Source organism: Bifidobacterium primatium (genome assembly GCF_002802875.1).
Taxonomy (GTDB): Bacteria; Actinomycetota; Actinomycetes; order Actinomycetales; family Bifidobacteriaceae; genus Galliscardovia; species Galliscardovia primatium.
In genome coordinates, this window is sequence record NZ_PEBI01000004.1 from 288,215 (window position 1) to 308,001 (window position 19,787).

Genomic DNA, 19,787 nt, shown 5'->3' on the forward strand with positions numbered 1-19,787 from the left:
ACTATAGCTATAGACAGAACGCAACCAACCATCACCAATCCAACCCAACCGACAGAAAGAAGGAATCATGGCAGACGAATTCTCCATGGACAGCTTCTCCCTCAAAGGCAAGCTCGCCCTCGTGACCGGCGCCACCTACGGCATCGGCTTCGCCATCGCCTCGGCGTTCGCCCAGGCCGGCGCCAAGATCGTGTTCAACGACCGTGACCAGGCCAAGATCGACCAGGCCGAAAAGGACTACGCCGCCCTCGGCTACGAGGCCCACGGCTACAAGTGCGACGTCACCGACGAGGACGCCGTGCAGGCCATGGTCAAGGACATCAACGAGAAGTACGGCGTCATCGACATCCTCGTCAACAACGCCGGCATCATCAAGCGCATCCCCATGACCGAGATGAGCGCCGCCGACTTCCGTCAGGTCGTCGACATCGACCTCAACGGACCGTTCATCGTCTCCAAGGCCGTCATCCCCGGCATGATCGAGAAGGGCCACGGCAAGATCATCAACATCTGCTCCATGATGAGCGAACTCGGCCGCGAAACCGTCTCCGCCTACGCAGCCGCCAAGGGCGGACTCAAGATGCTCACCCGCAACATCTGCTCCGAATACGGCGAGGCCAACATCCAGTGCAACGGCATCGGCCCCGGCTACATCGCCACCCCGCAGACCGCGCCGCTGCGCGAACGCCAGGCCGACGGATCGCGCCACCCCTTCGACCAGTTCATCATCGCCAAGACCCCGGCCGCCCGCTGGGGCACCCCCGACGACCTCAAGGGTCCCGCCGTGTTCCTCGCGTCCGACGCCAGCAACTTCGTCAACGGACACGTGCTGTATGTTGACGGCGGCATCCTCGCCTACATCGGCAAGCAGCCGTGAAAATGACGGCGGGGCGTTTTCGCCCTTACGGCGGGCTCGACGTACCATTCGTACGCCTTCGCCCGGCGACGGCCGAAACCACACACGCCGGCATTTTCACTTCATAGCTGCCTGATGCATCCGCGTGCTTCGTCGCCCACGCCTTGAAGTCGCACGCATCAGGCAACAATCACCCTCAGGAGGTGGTTTCGGTCTTCGCCCGGCGACGGCCGAAACCACACGCCGCCGTTTTACCCATACATGCACCAGACATTCGACGGCTCCCCTCTTGGAAAGAGCTGCCAACGGAGCTGACTGGAGGGGAGGCAGGCACCGCCCCTCCAGTCATCCCACACCTCACGAAAGGAAAACACCAATGCGTATCGCACTCATCAACGAGAACTCGCAGGCCGCCAAGAACGGTCTCATCTACGGCGCCCTGAAGAAGGTCGCCGACGAGAAGGGCTTCGACGTCGACAACTACGGCATGTACGCCGCCGATGACGCCGCCCAGCTCACCTACGTGCAGAACGGCATCCTCGCCGCCGCCCTGCTCAACACCGGCGCCGCCGACTTCGTCGTCACCGGCTGCGGCACCGGCGAGGGCGCCATGCTGGCCCTCAACTCCTTCCCCGGCGTCATCTGCGGCCACGTCGAGGATCCGCTCGACGCCTACACCTTCGCCCAGATCAACGACGGCAACGCCATGGCCATCCCGTTCGCGCTGAAGAACGGCTGGGGTCAGGAACTGCAGCTCAAGTATATCTTCGAGCAGATGTGGCTTGAGGAGCCGGGCTCCGGATACCCGAAGGACCGCGTCGTCCCCGAACAGCGCAACAAGAAGATCCTCGACGGCGTGCGCGCCGCCGCCTACAAGCCGCTGGTCGACATCTACAAGGCCCTCGACCCCGAACTCGTCAAGGGCGCCTTCGCCGGCGAACACTTCAAGGAGCTCTTCACCGCCAACGCTAAGGACGGCGAAATCAAGGACTACGTCCTGAGCCTCATCGACTAGCTCCGTCGCCGCAGGACTCCCGCCATCATCGCGGGTTTCCTGCGGCTTCGACTGGCGAACGCCGGCACCGGCTGTTGAACCGGTCACCGACCGCGGCACCGGTTCAACGGTATCCGCCAGTCTCGCGCGATCCGTGGCCGTCGGATAGGCGAATCTCCTCCTCGCGCCCGACCCCGACGGTTATAGGATCATCCCTTTCCTTCTCCTCGGTTATTTTCCGCTCGCCGGTTCCTCCCCGGCGAGCGTTTTTCATACTTACACGTTCACTCTTTTTCAAGCGCCGCAAAGAGTGAACTTGGATTTGTTTACATGGACATATTTTCCAAAGAAAAAGAACCAAAAACCGTATTTTCATGTTTACAAAAGTGCATTTCCAATTCACTCTTTTACAACTGGCGAAAAGAGTGAATTGAATTCCGATTACAGCACGGTGGAAAGATTCAGCAAAGCGGCTTGACGATGCATCATCGCACGAATCGTCTGCACAATCAGAAATCGCGTCCGCTCAGTACGCATATCATCAGCAGTGACGAACACAATCTCCCAGCCAAGTGCACGAAGCTGGTTCCACCGAGCGGCATCCATTCTCATCTGCGCGGGATTGGCATGATATGCTCCCTGATACTCAATGGCGAGTTTCAAGTCAGGATAGGCAAGGTCCGCCAAACGATATCCACCATCCGGCAACTCAATCCTGAAGTTCGCCACGGGACGCCCCAGCCCTTCTCTCATAATCAATACGGCCAGAATGGACTCTGGAGGGGAATCGGAATTCTCAATCAAGAACGGCAATACCGCCTTGCACTTACTGCGACCATAAAACCCAGGATTATCACGCACATACCGTTCCAAGTCATCAAGAGACGCAACCTTACGTACGGGGTCACGGCAAGTCAGGGCACCGGCAATCACGATCAGACCTTCCTCACCAACATGGTTCGCCATCTGCGCCCAGGTCATCGCCGGATCGGTTATGAAGAATGATCCTGCATTACAAGCCAATACTCGGAATTCGCCACTCCAGTAATGGGTGTACATGCCCTTGCACCATCGTCGCGCCTTTCGCTGCGCAAAAGCAATATGCAGAGAATCAGCAGGAAAATTACAGTCGTCAGGAACCTGAACCCCAAAACACTGCAATGCCGTAACATGCGAGAACGTAGGAATGAACCCCATACGTTCTGCAGCATCGGCGCAGGTCATTCGCTGCTGAATACTCCTCAGACCGGCTTCTCTGCCCATATCACTCATCATGAAACCGACGCTAGCGGACATTGGCATCCGAGCGCATTGTTTCGCGGAAATGTTGACGAACGGACCACCCTCAATCCGATGGTTGGATTCACTCTTTTTCGACATCCCAAAAGAGTGAGTCCAAACCGCAATTTTTTAAACGTCAATGAGGTTAAAATGTCCGGAAACGACATTCAAAGAGAACAACAGGGCACTTTCCCGATTCACTCTTCATACACTCCGGAAAAGAGTGAACCCGAAGTCCCCTCACAGGCTGCCATAGCGGCGCACGGTGCGGGCGATGGCCTCGTCGCGGGTCTCCTCGAGAATCACGGGAATGTACGGGCGGGCCGCGGAGACGGCCTCGAGGATGCCACGCACATCCATCACGCCCTCGTCCACGTTGCAGCGATGCAGCCCGCCGCCGTTCGGGTCCACGGTGAAGTCGTCGATATGCACGGCCACGATGCGGTCGCCGAACGTCTCGAGCGCCTTGCGGGTGACCTCCACCTGGTCGCCGTCGTGCACGGTCCGGCCGTTCGGCGCGGTGTACGCGGTCGGATCGAACACGATGCCGAGATACGGCGAGTCCACGTCGGCAAGCAGCCGTTCGGTGGTGGCGATGTCGTAGATCGGATGGTTCGCGCCGGGCTCCACGCCCACAATGGTGCCGAACCGCTCCCCCACGGCCGCGAGCCGTCGCACTGACGCCAGCGAGCGTTGGTACATCTCCTCGGTGAAGTTCTCCTCGGTGAACCGGCCGGGATCGGCGTCGACGGAGCCTGTCTCGCTGGCGACCACGGGCGCGCCGAAGAACCGCGCGTTCGCCAGGTATGCCTCGAACCGCCGCAACAGCGCCTCGCGCACGGCGTCGTCGGGATGGGTCATGTTGATGTAGCAGCCGAGCACGGCGATGCCGACGCCGCACTCCCCCAGCACGCGGCGGAAGTATGAGCCCATGCCGGGGTTGATCCTCTTCGCGTCGGCGAGGTCGGGGAACTGGCGGGGCAACGCCAGCTGCACGTTGTGAACGCCGTATTCGGCGAGTCCGCGGGCGAGTTTCTCCGGTGTATCGGCGTCGGTCACGTCGTGTCCGCGCGCTCCGAAATTGATCATGGCACCTCCATTGTGTCCGTCTATCACTTGTTGAGTGTAGAGACCGCCAGCCGACCGAATATATGAATGAGTGCGTATGTTTTGCTGAATTACTATCCATCCTTGATTCCACGGGTACCATGAAATCAACAATGGATATATACGGCGGCCCCGCCGCAACAGCCGTCATCCCACCCCTCTCGTCGCGGGATGGCGGACACAGACACAGGAGCATATGCAATGACGCATCAGGATCAGCCGCGCGCGGTCATCGTGAATTCCATGATCTCCGACCGTTTCGAGATCTATCATGTCGATTCGCAGGTCGTGGAGCACGCCCAGCTGCATTACCACGACTTCCATGAGATCAACTGCGTGCTGCAGGGCACGGGCGTCTTCCATCTCGGCGGCAAGGAGTACACGACCGGGCCGGGCACGGTCACGTTCGCGCACAGCAACGACCTGCACAACATCGTGCGGCAGTCGAGCGACTACTACGAGCGCGCGTACATCTACGTGCGTGACGATTTCCTCGCCTCGCGTTCGACCTCGAACACGAATCTCACCGCCTGCTTCTCCAACAACGGCAAGCCGGCGAGCCGTGTGATCACCATGGATCCGGATGCGCTGCGCCGCGAGTTCGCCACGCTCGACGAAAAGCCGGGCGACGGCTACGGCGAGGACCTGGAGTACGAACAGCGGTTCCTGAACTTCATGGTGACGCTGAACAAGGCGGTCGCCGATTCAAGCACCGATGTGGCGCCGGTGAACAAGCCGGTCTCCTCGCTCATCACGAACGTGATGGAGTATGTGAGCGAGAATCTTGACGGCGACTGCTCGCTGGATCATATCGCAAGCCGGTTCTTCATCAACAAGTACTATCTTTCGCGACAGTTCAAGAAGAGCACGGGATTGAATCTGCATGAGTTCATCCTCAAGCGCCGTCTGCTGCGGTCGAAGGAGCTGCTGCGCGAATACGGCAGCGCGCAGAACGTGTACCGGCAGTGCGGCTTCGCCTCGTACACGCATTTCCTGCGCTGCTTCAAGCAGGAGTTCCATATGACGACGAAGGAGTTCCTGAGTCGCAACGACAGCACGGACGTCGTGTATTTCACCGCGCACGAATAACCGGCCGGGATCGAGATGCGGACGCGTCGCCGTGGACCTTCCTCGGCCTGCGGCGGCATCGCCTGCCGCAACTTCGGCAAGCCCGAAGTCAATTCCCGATATGTTTCGCATGCCATATGCCGTCGGCACGCTGCCTACGATGCGTATGAATGATTACGCGCAGTCCAAAGGAGGACCGATGACCCGCAAGACGTTCAAGATGCATCTCTATCCCGGCATGGTGGAGGAGTACGCCAGACGCCACAACGAGCTGTGGCCTGAGATGAAGGCGATGATCCACGAATACGGCGGCCACAACTACACGATTTCGTTCGATGCCGAGACGAACACGCTGTTCGGTTACATCGAGGTGGAGGACGAGGCGCGCTGGGCCGAGTCGGCCGATACGCCCATCAACCGCAAATGGTGGGATTTCATGGCGCCGGTGATGGAGACGAATCCCGACAACTCCCCCGTGTGCGAGGACCTGCGTGAGGTGTTCCATCTGGACTGATTCGGACCGATCCGCGCCAATCCAAGCTACCGCCAGCACCGCTCGTAGGGCACGCCTGTGAGTTTTTCGACCGTCTTTCGCACCTCCGGTTCGACGTCTTCCTTCGAACCGCCGGACCTGAGACGGTCGATTTCGTGCAGCAGCATGAGGTCGCCACGCTGGTCGAGCGCGAAACGACGCGAGATGACGAACGCCACCAGGAATCCGATGGCGGACCATCCGAGGCAGACAAAGGCGATGCCCATCTGGGCGCCGGTGCTCTGCCCGCCGGCGTGATTCGGTTCGAAGCCGGTGGTCGCGAGGAACGCGCCGCAGGCTATGGATGCCACGCCGGTGCAGATGAACCGCAGGAACGTGGTGATACCCGAGAAGATCGACGCGCGGTTGCGTTTGGTCACGATCATGTCGACGTCGGGGATGAACGGAAAGATGAGCCACGGCAGCGTGCCGGAGAGCGAGCGGAACACGCACCAGACAAGGAACGCGGCGACGGCGAGCGCGGTCCATGCCGCGCCGGAGAGCACGCCGGCCGTGCGCCATGCGAGGAACAGCAGCGCCAGTCCGGTGAGCGCGCCCGTATAGCATACGGCGTACAGGTTCCTCGGTCCGATATGGATGAACAGCCAGCCCCACAGCGGCTTGAACACCTCGGCGATGATGGCGAGCGAAAGCAGCAGCGAGGCGAAGGCGGCCGTCCTGTTCCAGTCGTAGAGCACGAAGAACACGAACGTCTGGGTGAACATGTCCTGCAACGTGAGGCAGATAAGATACAGCGTGATGTGGATGCGGAACGTGGCGATGCGGAACGTGGACGCGTATTCGCTCACCACGCGCCCGGCCGCGGCGAGCATCTCGCGCGGGGTCCTCCGATGCGCCGCGGCGCGGCGCCGGGCGAGTTCGGCCTCGCCGAATCCCGCCTCCTCGGGCGTGAGCTCCCAGGTGAGCCGGGAGCTGGCGAACGTGACGCAGGCGAACACCACGGTGACCACGGTGGCGAACAGCTGGTACGAGTAGGCGTTGGTCTCGCCGAGATGAGAGAGCACCCAGCTGGCGAACATGGGGATGACCGCCGTGGATATGCCGCTGAGCAGCAGCCGCACCGTGGAGAGCATGGATCGTCCGGCGAAATCGGTGGTCATCTCGCCGGGCAGGGCCGCATAGCAGACGCCGAACATCTGCAATAGCACGATGTAGAGCACGTAGAGCGCGAAATACAACGGCTGCGGCAGCCCCGGCACCCACATGAGCAATGTGACCAGCACGAGCGGCGAACACAGCATGATGAAGAAGCGTCGCCGGCCGAACCGGCGTCCCAGACGGTACAGGTAGAACCGTTCGGACAATAGGCCGAACAGGATGGCGCAAACGGCGCTGACGACGGCCGCGCCGCCGATGATGCCCTGGGCGGTGGAGATGTCGAATCCGCAGAAGTGCGTCCAGAACACGGCGAGGTAGGTTCCGGCGAGCGTCGGTCCGCCGCCGCCGTAGACGTCGCCCATGGCATAGCTCAACGCGTTGCCTATGGTGATCTTGCCGTGTCGTCTGGATTGCGGCTTGCCCTGCTGCGGTTCTGACTGCGTCTGGGTCGTCAATGCCCGTCCTCTTCTCATGGTCACGTCGGGATTGCAGCGTCCGGACTACTCCCAGCCGGGTATCAACCCCCTGATGCCAGCGTATGCGATTTAGTACGGCTGGTTGCCGTGGATGATGATGCCGCGCTCGTGCTTGAGGAAGTTGCGGGCGGATTCGCGGTCGATGTCGTGGCCGCGCTCGAGGCTGCGGTAGACGACGATGGTCTGCGCGCCGGGCGTGAGCTCCTTGAACGCCTTGTGGGAGTCCCATCCGTCCTGCGCGACACCGAGCGTCGGCTCCTGCACATAGCCGTAGCCGGCAGCGTTGGCGTAGCCGTTGAACGGCAGCCCCCAGGCGTGGTGCTCGTCGAGCAGGGCACCGTAGGCGTCGGCAATCGGGAAGTCGGCGTCCTGCGCGCCGGCCCTGCGTGCGAGGTCGTCGGCGGTGGCGCGGTCGTATCCGGAGTCCTCCGGCGGTGTGGGCAGCGGCATGTCAGTCCCCTATCATGGTCGGTTCAAACGTTTTTCCAACCATCATGTTTACACCCACTACCGGTCAACGGAAAACCGGCGAACGATACGGGTCACACGGCAAGCGGGGCGGTGCTTTCGCGCACGACCAGACGCGTCGGCGTGCTCTGCACGGACGTGTCCGCACCTCCCGAGGAGAACCGCTGGAGCAGCGTCTGCGCGGCCTGCGCGCCCACCAGTCTGGTCGACCGGTGGATGGTGGTCAGCGGCGGCACGGCGAGCCTGCCGGCCATATCGTCGTCGATGCCGATGACGGAGAAGTCGCGCGGGCATTCGTAGCCGCTCTGGCGCATCGCGCTGAGGAAACCCACGGCCATCAGGTCGTTGTAGGCAATCACGGCGCCCGTGGGGTTCTTCAGATACTCCTTCGCCGCCTGGAAGCCGCCCTCGACCGTCGGTACGCCCGGCCACTGGCGCTTGATCTTCATGCCCTCCTCGCCGCAGGCGCGCGTCAGCGCGTTCCAGCACATGCCGGCCGACCATGAATGCGCCGGGCCATCGAGATACGTGACCCTGCCGAATCCAAGCTCCTTGAGATGACGCACGGCCTGCCGCATGCCCGGCGCCACGTCGGTGATGACGCATGGCACGCCGCGGATGATGCGGTTGGTGACCACGACCGGCTTGACCTGCGCGCATTTGCGGATCATGGAATCGGGCATGCGGCTGGAGGCGAGCACGACGCCGTCGGCATAGTAGACGGCCCGGTCGAACGCCACGCGTTCCATGGACGCCGACTCGCGCGATTCGCTCACCAGCAGGCCGACGCCATGGTTGGCGCATTCGCGCTGCACGCTGCGGATGATGTCGGTGAAGAACTGGTTGGTCATGTCGGGGACGATGATGGCGACCAGCCCCTTGTATCCCACGCTCGGACGTGATTCGATGGGCACGCCGTGGTAGCCGAGTTCGTCGGCCACCTGGAAGATACGTTTCGTGGTCTCCGGACTGACCCTGCCGGGCATGGAAAACGCCCTGGAAACGGTCGAGGGAGACACCCCTGCGGCTTTCGCAACATCGCGAATCGTCACCTTGCTCATTACTTCTCCATCAAAACAAGACTTCTTCTCTTGTCGAGTTTACGCAACGGATGCCAAAAACGGCTTATTTTCGTGCAATATATCGTTTTTCTCCGTCGCCCGCGACGCGTGGCGACGACTTCAATGGACATGTAAGCGTTCACATGTCGATATGGACGCGCATACGAGAATGTCCCGAAGACGACGTGACGTCTTCGGGACATTGACAAACCGATCACAGGAAAGAAGAGATGGAAACGAAGGCCGCTCCTTTATTGGGTATAGATATGCGAATAGGCGACTTCCCCTCGTTTTCGGAGAAGAGGCATCGGCCAGGCCGTCCGAGGGGATTCCGTCTGCAGACGGCAGGGACGCCTGCAGACGGAATACGGGCCGAAGGGCGGTTCCGACCAGACGATGTCGGACGCCGGACCCCGACTACTCGGTGATGCCGTCCTTGAAGATGGCGATCTCGTGCATGCCGTACTCCTCGTTGCGCGTGCTGCGCTCGCCGTTGACGGTGGCCATCACGCTGGCGATGAAGTCGGGCAGCACGTCCTCCATGTGCTCGCTGAGCAGACGGCCGGCGTTGAAGTCGATCCAGCGCGAATGCTTGGTGGCGAGCGGCACGTTCGTGGCGACCTTGTACGTGGGCACGTAGGTGCCGTACGGGTTGCCGCGGCCGGTGGTGAACAGCACGATGTTGCAGCCGGCGCTGGCCAGCGCGGAAGAGGAGACCAGGTCGTTGCCGGGAGCCTGCAGCAGGGTCAGACCCGGTTCGGAGGCCTGATGGCCGTAGGCGATCACGTCGGTGACCTCGCACTTGCCGCCCTTGCGGATGCAGCCGAGCGACTTGTCCTCGAGCGTGGTGATGCCGCCGGCCTTGTTGCCCGGCGACGGGTTCTCGCCGATCGGCTGGTTGTACTTGCGGAAGTAGTCCTTGAAGTTCTTGATCAGGTGGACGATGTCCTCGAAGGTCTCCTCGTCCTTGGCCTGGCTCATGAGCACCTGCTCGGCGCCGAACATCTCGGGCACCTCGGTGAGCACGACCTTGCCGCCCTGCGAGGCCAGCCATTCGGCGAACTTGCCGACGAGCGGGTTGGCGGTCACGCCGGAGAGGCCGTCGGAGCCGCCGCACTTGACGCCCACGGTCAGCTCGCTGATCGGGATGGGCTCGCGATGGTCGTTCAGCGCCTCGGTGTTGAGCTCCTCGAGCAGCTTGGCGGCGGTCTCGTACTCGTCGTCCTCAAGCTGGCAGATCATGAACTTCACGCGATGCGGGTCGTAGACGAGGCCTTCCTGAAGGTCCTTGACCACGGCGTCGCTCGGCTCGGCGTCCGTGCCGCAGCAGCCCATGAGCGGGGTCATCTCCGACTTGAACTGCGGGATCTGGTTGTTCTCGCAGCCGAGGCCCACGACGAGCACGCCGCCGGCGTTCGGATGCATGGCGATGTCCTGCAGGATGCGCTTGGTCATCTCATGGTCGCCGCCCAGCTGGGAGCAGCCGTACGGATGATGCGCGATGATGATGGAGTCGAAGGCGCCGCGGTCGGGATGCAGGGCCTCGAACTGCTTGGCGATGTTGTCGCACAGCGAGTTGATGCAGCCGACGGCCGGCACGATGTACAGGTCGTTGCGGATGCCGACCTTGCCGGTGGAGCGGCGGTAGCCCTGGAACGTCAGGTCGCTGGGCTTGCTGCCCGGCTTGACGACGTCCGGCACCGGATCGTACGTGTACTGCAGGTCCGGGCCGAGGTTCGACTTCGTGTTGTGCGTGTGCACCCACGAGCCCTTGGCGATGTCGCACTTCGCATGGCCGATGGAATAGCCGTACTTGATGATCTGCTCGCCTTCGGGGATGTCCTCGATGGCGATCTTGTGGCCGCGGCCGACGTCCTCAAGCGCGACGACCGGTTCGGCGAGCCCCTCGACCTTGACGGCCTCGCCCTTCTTCAGGTCGCGTGCGGCGACGGCGACCTTGTCATGCGGATCGAGATGAATCGTATCCATGATGAAAGCCCTTCCTATAAAACGTGCATGCATGGGATGGCTCCCCTCGGTCATGCCAGGCATGACGGCTCCCCCTCCGTCGGGAGGGGAGCCGAACCAGTGGAATCGGACCGGGGGAGCTGTTCGCTCCCATGGGCGAATGAATCAGGCGAGCGCCTTGATGAGCGGACGCATGCCCTCGGCCTTGATGGCCTCGAGGTTGGCGGCCACGGCGTCGACCAGGCCCTCGACCTCGGTGAGGTCCTGTCCCCACACGGAGGCGTCGGCGAGGATGGTCGCCGCGTAGTTCTCGCTCTTGGCGGCCTCCTCGAACTTGGCGACGACGGCCGGGTCATCGGAGATGTTGACCTTGCCCTCGGCCAGACCGCCGTAGGTGTAGATGAGACCGGAGAGGGCCAGCACCAGGCGCTTGGGCAGACCGTGGCCCTCCTTCACGTTGTTGAGCAGCACCGGCAGGCAGCGGGTGACGTACTTGGCGGCGGAGTTCAGGCCGATGGCGTCGAGCGCGTGCTTGACGAACGGGTTGGCGTAGCGCTCCAGCACGGCCTCGGCGAACTTGTTGAGCTCGTCCTCGGGCAGGGACAGCACCGGGATGATCTCCTCGTGCATCTCCTTCTCGATGAACGGACGCACGTCGGCGTCGTTCATGGCCTCGCCCACGGTGGCGACGCCGGCCAGACGGGCCACGGAGGCGAGCGTGGTGTGCGGGCAGTTCAGCAGGAACACCTTGCGCTCGCGGTACGGCTTGACGGACTCGGGGGTGACCAGGTCGATGCCGAGCTTCTTGGCCGGCAGGGCCTCGTCGATGGCCTCGGCGTCGCCGGAGACGACCCACAGCAGGAACGGCTCGGCCTTGACCATGTTGTTGTCGACGTAGCCGAGCTCGTTCCACAGCTCCTCAGCGCGGTCGCGCGGGTAGCCGGGGACGATGCGGTCGACGAGCGTGTTGAAGAACTTGTTGTCGTTCTCGAGCCAGGCCTTGAAGTCCTCGCCGTAGCCGAACTTGTCGGCCAGCTCGAGCAGGTACTTCTTGAGGGTGTCGCCGTTGTCAGCGATCAGCTCGCAGGGGATGATGAGGAAGCCGGGCAGGCCGTTGTCGAAGCGGCGCTTGAGCAGGTGGACGAGCTTGGCCGGGTAGCTCTTCGGCGGCACGGTCTCGGCGGTGTCGGAGTCGTCGAGGGCGATGCCGGCCTCGGTGGTGTTGGAGATGATGATCTTGGCTTCCGGCTCGTCGGCCAGGGCAAGGAACTCCTCCCAGTCGCCGACGGCGGAGAGGGACTTGCCGATGGAGTCGATGAGCTCGCGGGACTGCACCTGCTCGCCGTTCTTGAGACCTTCGAGGACGACGGTGTAGAGGTTGTCCTGGGCGGCGAGCTCCTTGGCGCGGCCCTGGGAGATCGGCTGCACGATGGCGACGTTGCCGCCGAACAGGTCGTTGTTGTTGAGCTGCTGGATGGTCCAGTCGACGAATGCGCGCAGGAAGTTGCCCTCGCCGAACTGGATGACCTTGATGGGACGCTTGGCGGCATCCGCAGTGGTCAGACCCTTCTCGATGGCGACCTCGGCATTGAGAACCGGAAGATTGTTGTCTGTCATTTTTCCCTGCTTTCTGCTCGGTGAAATGCGATGATCCAGCTTGGCGAAACGCCGTTACAGCTTCGTATTCCAGCACTTCGTTTGGCTGATTTCAGCGTATGTGCTTGCGGCTTTTCGCAGGGAAATTGTTGCCAATCGTTGCCTTGTTTTGACCATATTCCGATGTCAAGTCTTGACATCGCCGCGATATGGGCGTACATGGGGCCGGAATGCGTCGCAGAGGCGGGAAGATGCGGCACGGAAATACATAATGCCGCGCATTCGCCGTTCCGTGGCGAAGAACCGTGACACGGGATACGTGACGTCGCGTATTTGCGACTCCGTGCCAAGAGCGCTTGGCAGAGGACGCGATTCCCGGCATTCCGCGACTCCGTGCCAGGCAATCGTTCAACAGCCCCACCCGCCGTGATAATCTGCGACAGTTGGCAGTTGCTGGGCGGCGGGGAGCATGATGATGGACGACAACGACATCTGGCGGCGATTACGGTTCCGTGGCGAGTTCCGCGACTACCAGCGGCGCGTGCTCGACGCCGCCGGCACTCATGCCGCCGACGGTCATGTTCATATCGTGGCGCCTCCCGGCAGCGGCAAGACCATCCTTGGCCTCGAGCTCATCCGCCGGCATGGGAGTCGACACGGCGGCAATGCGCTGGTGCTCTCCCCCACCGTCGCCATCGCCGATCAATGGACGAATCGGTTCGTCGAGAATTTTGAACCGAACGACGAGACCGGCAATGGCGAGCCCGGCGACGCTTACACCGATACCGGCGACAACCGGATCAATCCCGATGGCAACGGCCTCGATACCACCGACGACAACGCCTCCCTTCTGCGTTCCATGGTGTCCGACGACCTTCACCATCCCAAAGCCCTGACCTCGGTGACGTATCAGGCGCTGCACGCGGCGGTCAGCGAGCGCGATGCCGTCAACATCGACGACGCTACCGACACAACCAGCACCACCACCGAATCCCCGAAGGACCGCGAGCGCCGTCTGCTTGCCGCATTGGTCGACCGTCTTGTCGACGCCGGCGTGCGAATCATCTGTCTTGACGAGGCGCATCATCTGCGTCGCGAGTGGCAGCGAATCCTCGAGGCGTTCGTCGCGGCGTTGCGTGCCAATCCGCGCGTCAACAACGACATCCTCGTCATCGCCCTGACGGCCACGCCACCATATGATGCGAACGCCAACGAATGGAAACGATATATTGCATTGTGCGGCGATATCGATGAGGAGATCTTCACTCCGGAACTGGTCAAAAGCGGTGACCTGTGCCCGCATCAGGATTTCGTGATGTTCGGTTATCCGACGCCGGCCGAGACGGCGGAGATCCGCCGGTTCCGCATCAAGGCCGGCGATGCCGTGCGGCGGATCGTGGACGGCGATCTGTTTGCGAAGGCCGTCGCCGTGGCCGGTATCGCGGCCGACGGCAGGCAGCAGCATGTGCCGCCGTCGTTGTACAGCCATCCCGACGATTATCTTGCGCTGTTGGTGCTGATGGACCGTCGTGACGGCATGGTTCCGCCGAAGCGGCTGATTCGTCTGGTCACAACGAAACGCATGCTGCCGCGGTATCGTATGGCGTACGCGCAGCGGGCGTTCCGATTCATCGTCGGCACGCCGGAACTGTTCGGCAAGTCGTTGTCGGACCGTCTCAAACACGAGCTGACCCGCCTCGGTATGACCGACCGTGGCCGCGTCTGCCTGTTGGACAATGACGGGCTGACCCGGCGGCTGGTGTCGTCGGCCGGAAAACTCGAGTCCATAGGCCGCATCGTCCGCCATGAGAGCACGTCGATGGGCGGACGGCTGCGGATGTTGGTGCTGACCGACTACATTCGCGCCGACGAGAAGCGCCGCATCGGCGACGACGGGCCGATCACCTCGATGGGACTGGTGCCGATTTTCGAGACGATTCGCCGGACGGTGGATGCGACGGCGGCGAGTGCCGTCTCAGGGGCAACGGCCTTGAACACTGCGGCTCCGCACATGGCCAGCTCGGATATGGCAATCGCGGATGCAAAGGCCGATCCGGCCGATCCGGCGAACGATTTCATACCGATGGTCGGCGCCGTCTCCGGCAGTCTGACCATCATGCCGGCGAGCCTGACCGACGATATCGACCGGCTGGCGTCCTTGCGCGGCGTAATGCCCGCATATCGTCCGCTGCCGGACGAACGGTATTGCGAGGTCGACCTGGGTTCGTCGAATGGCGTGAAGACCGCCGTCGTTACCGAACTGGTCGAGACGGGGCTGCTGCATGTGCTGGTCGGCACGAAGTCGCTGCTGGGTGAGGGCTGGGATTCGCCGAGCGTCAACACGCTGGTGCTGGCCAGCACGGTCGGTTCGTTCATGCTGACCAATCAGATGCGAGGCCGCGCGATTCGCGCTCTGGCCGCCGACCCGGGCAAGGTGGCGAACATCTGGCATCTGGCGGCCGTGGAGCCCGAACATCTGACGTTCAGTGACGTCGGCGAGCAGACGATGCGATGGCTTGACCCGCCGGATGATTCGACCATTCACGGCGATGATTTCGCGATGCTGCGTCGTCGGTTCGACTGTTTTCTCGGACCGTCGTATGTGTCGCGCAGTGTGGAAAGCGGCATCGACCGGCTGGGCGTGTTCACGCCGCCATACGACCATGATGGCATCGCGCGCATCAATGCGGTGATGCTGCGACGAAGCGCGAATCGTGCACGGACCGCCGAACTATGGCGGAACGCGGTAGACGATACGGACGGCCGGGTTTCGCAGGCCGTGCAATCGGTCCGGCCGATTGCGCCGCCACGGGCGCTGCTGTTGCTGCCGTTGGGCGAGATTCTTGTGTATGCCATGTTGTCGCAGGTTGTGGGGTTGATGGTGAACGTCGCGACGGGCATGGCGCGTTCCTCGGCCCGTTCCGGCGCGAATTTCGGATTCTGGCCTACGATGCTCATATGCGGTGCGATGGCGCTGGTACCGATAGGACGGGCGGTCATGCGTTGGCGGGCCGTCATGGTGCCGAGGCAATCGTTGTTCGCGCTGTCGTGTGCGGTGCTCGATGCGCTGCGTGGCGTCGGCGCGATATCGTCCGATGTGTCGACCGGAATTTTGCCCGGTATTACGGCCGATGGAGAACGGACCGGCATCGGCGACCGGATGTTCGTGACGATCGAGGATGTGCCGGCTCCCGGTTTGGATGACGAGCGGACAGCGTTGCGATGCATGGCCGTCGGCGGCACGCGGCGCGAGCAGGTCGTCTTCGCCGAAACCATGGCGGAACTTCTCTCCCCTATCGATAATCCGAGGTATGTGATCGTCGGGCGGGAGTGGGGCGTGCGCGAGTATGGCGTGAGTCTGCCATGTCCGGCCATATTCGCCCGACGCAGGCGGGACGTCGAAGTGTTGCGGAGAAGTCTGCAACGGCGTTGGGCCGGCTGCACGATCATCGACACGCACACCGAGGAAGGTCGGCGAATCCTGCTGCGCTGCCGGCTACGGTCGTTCCTCAATCGCGGCGGCAGGACGCCGAACACCGTGACGACGATGATTCGCTGATGTCGTTCTCTCACACCTCGATGGCCCAGAACAGCACCGCGTTGGCGGGGTCGAGACTTGGCATGCGCAGTCCATACGATGCGAGCTGTGCGCCGGAGAGCGTGATGCCGTCGGCGTTCCACCAGCCGAGCGGCGTCTGGCCGTTGGATATCGCCGAGATGTCGACGTTCACCGGCACGGGCTGGAGCAGGTAGTTCTTCGCGGGGTCGAGGCCGGGCACGTGCATCGGCGCGACGGGATAGGTGGCCGACGTGGTCAGCTGCGTGAACCGGTAGATGGCGGCGGAACGGTCGGGCTTGACCACGCCGTCGAGCCGCACGGACGGGTCGGCGCTGTCGGCGTGCACCATGGTGTCGATGGCGAACCATTCGCGATGCTTCTTGAATTCGGCTATCCATTCGGCCAGCAGGTCGAGGTCCTGCTGCGGCTGATCGAGCAGGTTCCATTCGACGCCGAGGTGGCCGAGGAACGCCATGGCCATGCGCATGGTCTGCGTCGTGGCGCGGCCGGTGGAGTGCGCGGGGCTGGCGCCCACGTGCGCGCCGATCATCTCGGGCGGTACGAGCAGCGATGTGTAGCGCTGGATGTCGGCGCGTTCGACGGGGTCCACGCAGTCGGACGCCCAGATGCGGTCCGCGTATTCGAGGATGCCGAGGTCCACGCGTCCGCCGCCCGACGAGCAGCTTTCGATCTCGAGTCCGGGATGGCGTTCCTTGAGCGTGCGCCAGATATCGTATACGGCCATGGTCTGCGCATGCACGGCGGGACGGTAGCCATGAACCGGGCTTGCGGCCTCGGTGACGAGCTTGTTGTGGTCCCATTTGATGTAGTCGATGCCGAGGTCGTTCACCAGCGCATCGATGCTGCCGAGAATATAGGCGGACGCATCCGGATTGGTCAGGTCGAGCACCTGCTGGCTGCGTCCTTCCATCGGCACCCGGTTCGGCGTGGGCGCAAGCATCCAGTCGGGGTGTTCGCGGGCGACGTCGGAATCGGGGTTGACCATCTCCGGCTCGAACCACAGGCCGAATTCCATGCCGAGGCCGTGCACGTGGTCGGCGAGCGCCTTGAGGCTTTTCTCGCCGTCGGGCCAGACCGATTTCGCGATCTGCCAGTCGCCGAGGCCGGATGTGTCGTCGCGTCGGGAGCCGAACCAGCCGTCGTCGACGACGAATCGTTCCACGCCGATTTCCGCGGCCTTGTCGGCGAGCGCGGCCAAGGTGTCGTAGTTCTGCCCGAAGTACACGGCCTCCCAGGTGTTGAGGATGACGGGCCGTGGCTTGGCGCTGAGGTTCGGATGCAGTGCGCGCAGATGATGGTGGAATCGTGCGGCGATCTCGTTGAGTCCGTCGCCGTATGAGCCGTAGACCCATGGGGTCGTGTAGTTTTCGCCGGCATCGAGGGTGATTTCGCCGCCGGAGAGGAGTTCACCGCCGCCGATGATGCCGGTGGTGTAGGGCAGGCGTTCGGCGGAGAGGGTGGAGTTGCCGCTCCACCCGACGTGCACGGCGTACGCTTCGCCGTGTTCGAAGCCGAATCCGGGTGTGCCGGCGGTGAGCAGCAGGGAGGCGTCGAAGTCGGGGCGGCCGGCGAGCGAGTTCTTTTCGAACCGGCCGATGGTCAGCGGCTGGCGTTGCGGCGAGCGTTCGCGCAGGTGGTGGCCGGTGGCGGTGAGGATTTCGGAGGCGGTTTCGGGGATGGGGAATCCGAGTTCGATGCCGCCGACCTCCAGCGGTGATGCGCAAGCGGTTCCGTCGGTGGTATTCCCGGCAGGGAGATTGCGCATCTCGGCACGCTGCCGGACGAGTCCACTGGGTTCGAGTTCGGCCCGCCAGACGACCTGCACGCCCTGTTCGGCGTCCCGCATGGCGACGTCCACCGCCGCGGTGTCGCCGTCGACGGCCGCCGCCACACCGGTGACGGCGAATCGGCAGAAGAGTTCCACGCCGTCTCGTCGGACGACGATTCGCGGTTTGCCCAGCCATGATTCGGCCTGCGTGGGCAGGATGCTCGGCCACGGCGTCTCGCTCAGCGCGCCGGAGACACGCTGCGGTTTCAATGCGTCGTAGGCGCCGAGCAGCACGACCTTGCGTCCGACGCCCGGCAACGGCCGCCCCCAGTGCACAATGCGCGGCGGTTCCATGCCCTCCGCGACATCACCGGCTTCACCGACGATGCCGCCACCCATGCCGCCGGCATCGTCGCGACCGGCATCGTCATGCAGATGATCGGGGAACACCAGCGCGAACGCCACGTCCGCCGTCGTCTGTTCCATGTAGACGACATGCACCCGCGTGCCGTCCGAGGACGTGCCGTCGTATCGTTCGATGATGGGATGGGCCGGAAGTGGCGTGAACTGCGGCATCGTTACCTCGTTTTCGTGTCGCTGCAAACGGATTCACGCCCATCATATTTCGTTTTCCATGTCCGGTTTCTCTGGCACGCCGGACGACTTCACGGTACAGTGTCAATGACACGAATAGACGGATACGACCTGCAACGATTGCGACCCACGACGATTGGCGATCGGGATTGGCGTTCGGCGTACGAAAGGACGATATGGCGGCTGCGAACCAGGTGGGAATGACCGATGTGATCGAGCGGAACGTGCATGACCGGCTGAGCCGCGTCATCGACCCGGAGCTGGGCAAGTCCATCACCGACCTCGGCATGATCGTCGGCATCGAGGCGGTGCCGCGCGACGTCATCGATTCGGGCCGTTCCATCGTGGACGTGACGGTGAAGGTGGAACTCACCGTGGAGGGCTGCCCACTGACGCAGACCATCATCGACAAGATCAACGAGGCGGTGACGTCGTATCCGGCGGCGAAGCTGGTGCCGCACATCGACGTGGCGTCGATGAGCCAGTCGAAGCTGACCGGCCTGGTCAACGACCTCAAGGCGGAACGCAAGCAGAACCCGTTCACCAAGCCGGGCACGAAGACCCGCATCTTCGCCATCGCCTCCGGCAAGGGCGGCGTGGGCAAGTCGTCGGTGACGGCGAACCTCGCCGCCACGTTCGCGGCGCTCGGCTACGACACCGCCGCGATCGACGCGGACATCTACGGCTTCTCGCTGCCCGCGCTGTTCGGCACGCACGACCATCCGACGAATCTCAACGGCATGCTCATGCCGGTGACGTCGTGGGGCGTCAAGCTCATCTCCATCGGCATGTTCGCCGGCGCCGACCGCGCGATCCTGTGGCGCGGGCCGAGGCTCCAGCGTTCGCTCGAACAGTTCCTCTCCGACGTGTGGTGGGGCGAGCCGGACGTGCTGCTGCTCGACCTGGCGCCCGGCACCGGCGACATGGCGATCTCGGTGGCGCAGGCGCTGCCGAACGCGGAGCTCGTGGTGGTGACCACGCCGCAGCCGAGCGCCTCCGACGTGGCGGTGCGCGCCGGCCTCGTGGCCCTGCAGGTGCCGATGAAGGTGCGCGGCGTCATCGAGAACATGAGCTACTACGAGCACAACGGCGAGAAGCTGCGCATCTTCGGCGAGGGCGGCGGCCGGCGCGTCTCCGAACAGCTCACCAAGGACCTCAAGCACGACGTGCCGCTGCTGGGCACGCTGCCGCTCGAACCCGAGGTGCGCATCGACGGCGAGGCCGGCCGCCCCGTAGTGCTGAACGACGACGGCACGCTCGCCGACACCCCGCTCGCCGCCGAATTCAAGTCCATCGCCGAACAGCTGATGAAGTAGCCG

The 19,787-nt window shown here is 63.1% G+C and carries 14 protein-coding genes; 6 read left to right on the plus strand and 8 right to left on the minus strand.

The features are described 5' to 3' along the window. The first annotated feature begins 67 nt into the window (after positions 1 to 67). Positions 68 to 877 (plus strand): gluconate 5-dehydrogenase, encoded by an 810-nt coding sequence (locus CS006_RS09150; RefSeq protein WP_100511507.1) that lies wholly within the window; start codon positions 68 to 70, stop codon positions 875 to 877. A gap of 355 nt (positions 878 to 1,232) precedes the next feature. Beyond that, positions 1,233 to 1,871: an RpiB/LacA/LacB family sugar-phosphate isomerase gene (locus tag CS006_RS09155; protein WP_100511508.1), complete on the plus strand. Its 639-nt coding sequence runs from the start codon at positions 1,233 to 1,235 to the stop codon at positions 1,869 to 1,871. 420 nt (positions 1,872 to 2,291) lie between these two features. Here CS006_RS09155 and CS006_RS09160 read toward each other — a convergent pair whose 3' ends face one another. Further along, positions 2,292 to 3,113 (minus strand): endonuclease domain-containing protein, encoded by an 822-nt coding sequence (locus CS006_RS09160; RefSeq protein ID WP_133119557.1) that lies wholly within the window; start codon positions 3,111 to 3,113, stop codon positions 2,292 to 2,294. A gap of 258 nt (positions 3,114 to 3,371) precedes the next feature. Then, complete coding sequence (locus CS006_RS09165) at positions 3,372 to 4,220, minus strand: sugar phosphate isomerase/epimerase family protein (protein ID WP_100511510.1); 849 nt, start codon at positions 4,218 to 4,220, stop codon at positions 3,372 to 3,374. A gap of 219 nt (positions 4,221 to 4,439) precedes the next feature. On the opposite strand from CS006_RS09165, the gene CS006_RS09170 reads away from it, so the two are divergent. Further along, entirely contained in the window at positions 4,440 to 5,327 is an 888-nt protein-coding gene (locus CS006_RS09170; RefSeq protein ID WP_100511511.1) for an AraC family transcriptional regulator, read from the plus strand. Between the two features lie 178 nt (positions 5,328 to 5,505). Beyond that, complete coding sequence (rhaM, locus tag CS006_RS09175; protein WP_100511512.1) at positions 5,506 to 5,820, plus strand: L-rhamnose mutarotase; 315 nt, start codon at positions 5,506 to 5,508, stop codon at positions 5,818 to 5,820. 26 nt (positions 5,821 to 5,846) lie between these two features. Here the strand turns inward: rhaM and CS006_RS09180 are convergent, their stop codons facing one another. From CS006_RS09180 to CS006_RS09200, 5 genes are all read right to left on the minus strand, one after another. Further along, positions 5,847 to 7,412: an MFS transporter gene (locus CS006_RS09180; RefSeq protein WP_165777326.1), complete on the minus strand. Its 1,566-nt coding sequence runs from the start codon at positions 7,410 to 7,412 to the stop codon at positions 5,847 to 5,849. A gap of 90 nt (positions 7,413 to 7,502) precedes the next feature. Continuing rightward, a complete protein-coding gene (locus tag CS006_RS09185) occupies positions 7,503 to 7,883 on the minus strand; it encodes a glycerophosphodiester phosphodiesterase (protein WP_100511514.1) in 381 nt (126 codons plus the stop codon). A 92-nt stretch (positions 7,884 to 7,975) separates the two neighbouring features. Beyond that, entirely contained in the window at positions 7,976 to 8,962 is a 987-nt protein-coding gene (locus CS006_RS09190) for a LacI family DNA-binding transcriptional regulator (RefSeq protein ID WP_100511515.1), read from the minus strand. Positions 8,963 to 9,379: 417 nt separating this feature from the next. Continuing rightward, positions 9,380 to 10,951, minus strand: a complete 1,572-nt coding sequence (locus CS006_RS09195; RefSeq protein ID WP_100511516.1) for a UxaA family hydrolase — start codon at positions 10,949 to 10,951, stop codon at positions 9,380 to 9,382. Between the two features lie 144 nt (positions 10,952 to 11,095). Next, the gene (locus CS006_RS09200; protein ID WP_100511517.1) at positions 11,096 to 12,547 is read right to left on the minus strand and encodes a tagaturonate reductase; all 1,452 of its coding nucleotides are present in this window, start codon (positions 12,545 to 12,547) and stop codon (positions 11,096 to 11,098) included. A 448-nt stretch (positions 12,548 to 12,995) separates the two neighbouring features. Here CS006_RS09200 and CS006_RS09205 point away from each other — a divergent pair, with 448 nt between their 5' ends. After that, positions 12,996 to 16,085, plus strand: a complete 3,090-nt coding sequence (locus tag CS006_RS09205) for a DEAD/DEAH box helicase family protein (RefSeq protein ID WP_100511518.1) — start codon at positions 12,996 to 12,998, stop codon at positions 16,083 to 16,085. 10 nt (positions 16,086 to 16,095) lie between these two features. On the opposite strand, the gene CS006_RS09210 is transcribed toward CS006_RS09205, so the two are convergent. Further along, positions 16,096 to 18,450, minus strand: coding sequence for an alpha-galactosidase (locus CS006_RS09210; RefSeq protein ID WP_243386981.1), 2,355 nt, complete (start codon positions 18,448 to 18,450; stop codon positions 16,096 to 16,098). A gap of 218 nt (positions 18,451 to 18,668) precedes the next feature. On the opposite strand from CS006_RS09210, the gene CS006_RS09215 reads away from it, so the two are divergent. Beyond that, the gene (locus CS006_RS09215; RefSeq protein WP_100511519.1) at positions 18,669 to 19,784 is read left to right on the plus strand and encodes an Mrp/NBP35 family ATP-binding protein; all 1,116 of its coding nucleotides are present in this window, start codon (positions 18,669 to 18,671) and stop codon (positions 19,782 to 19,784) included. The last annotated feature ends 3 nt before the right edge of the window (positions 19,785 to 19,787 follow it).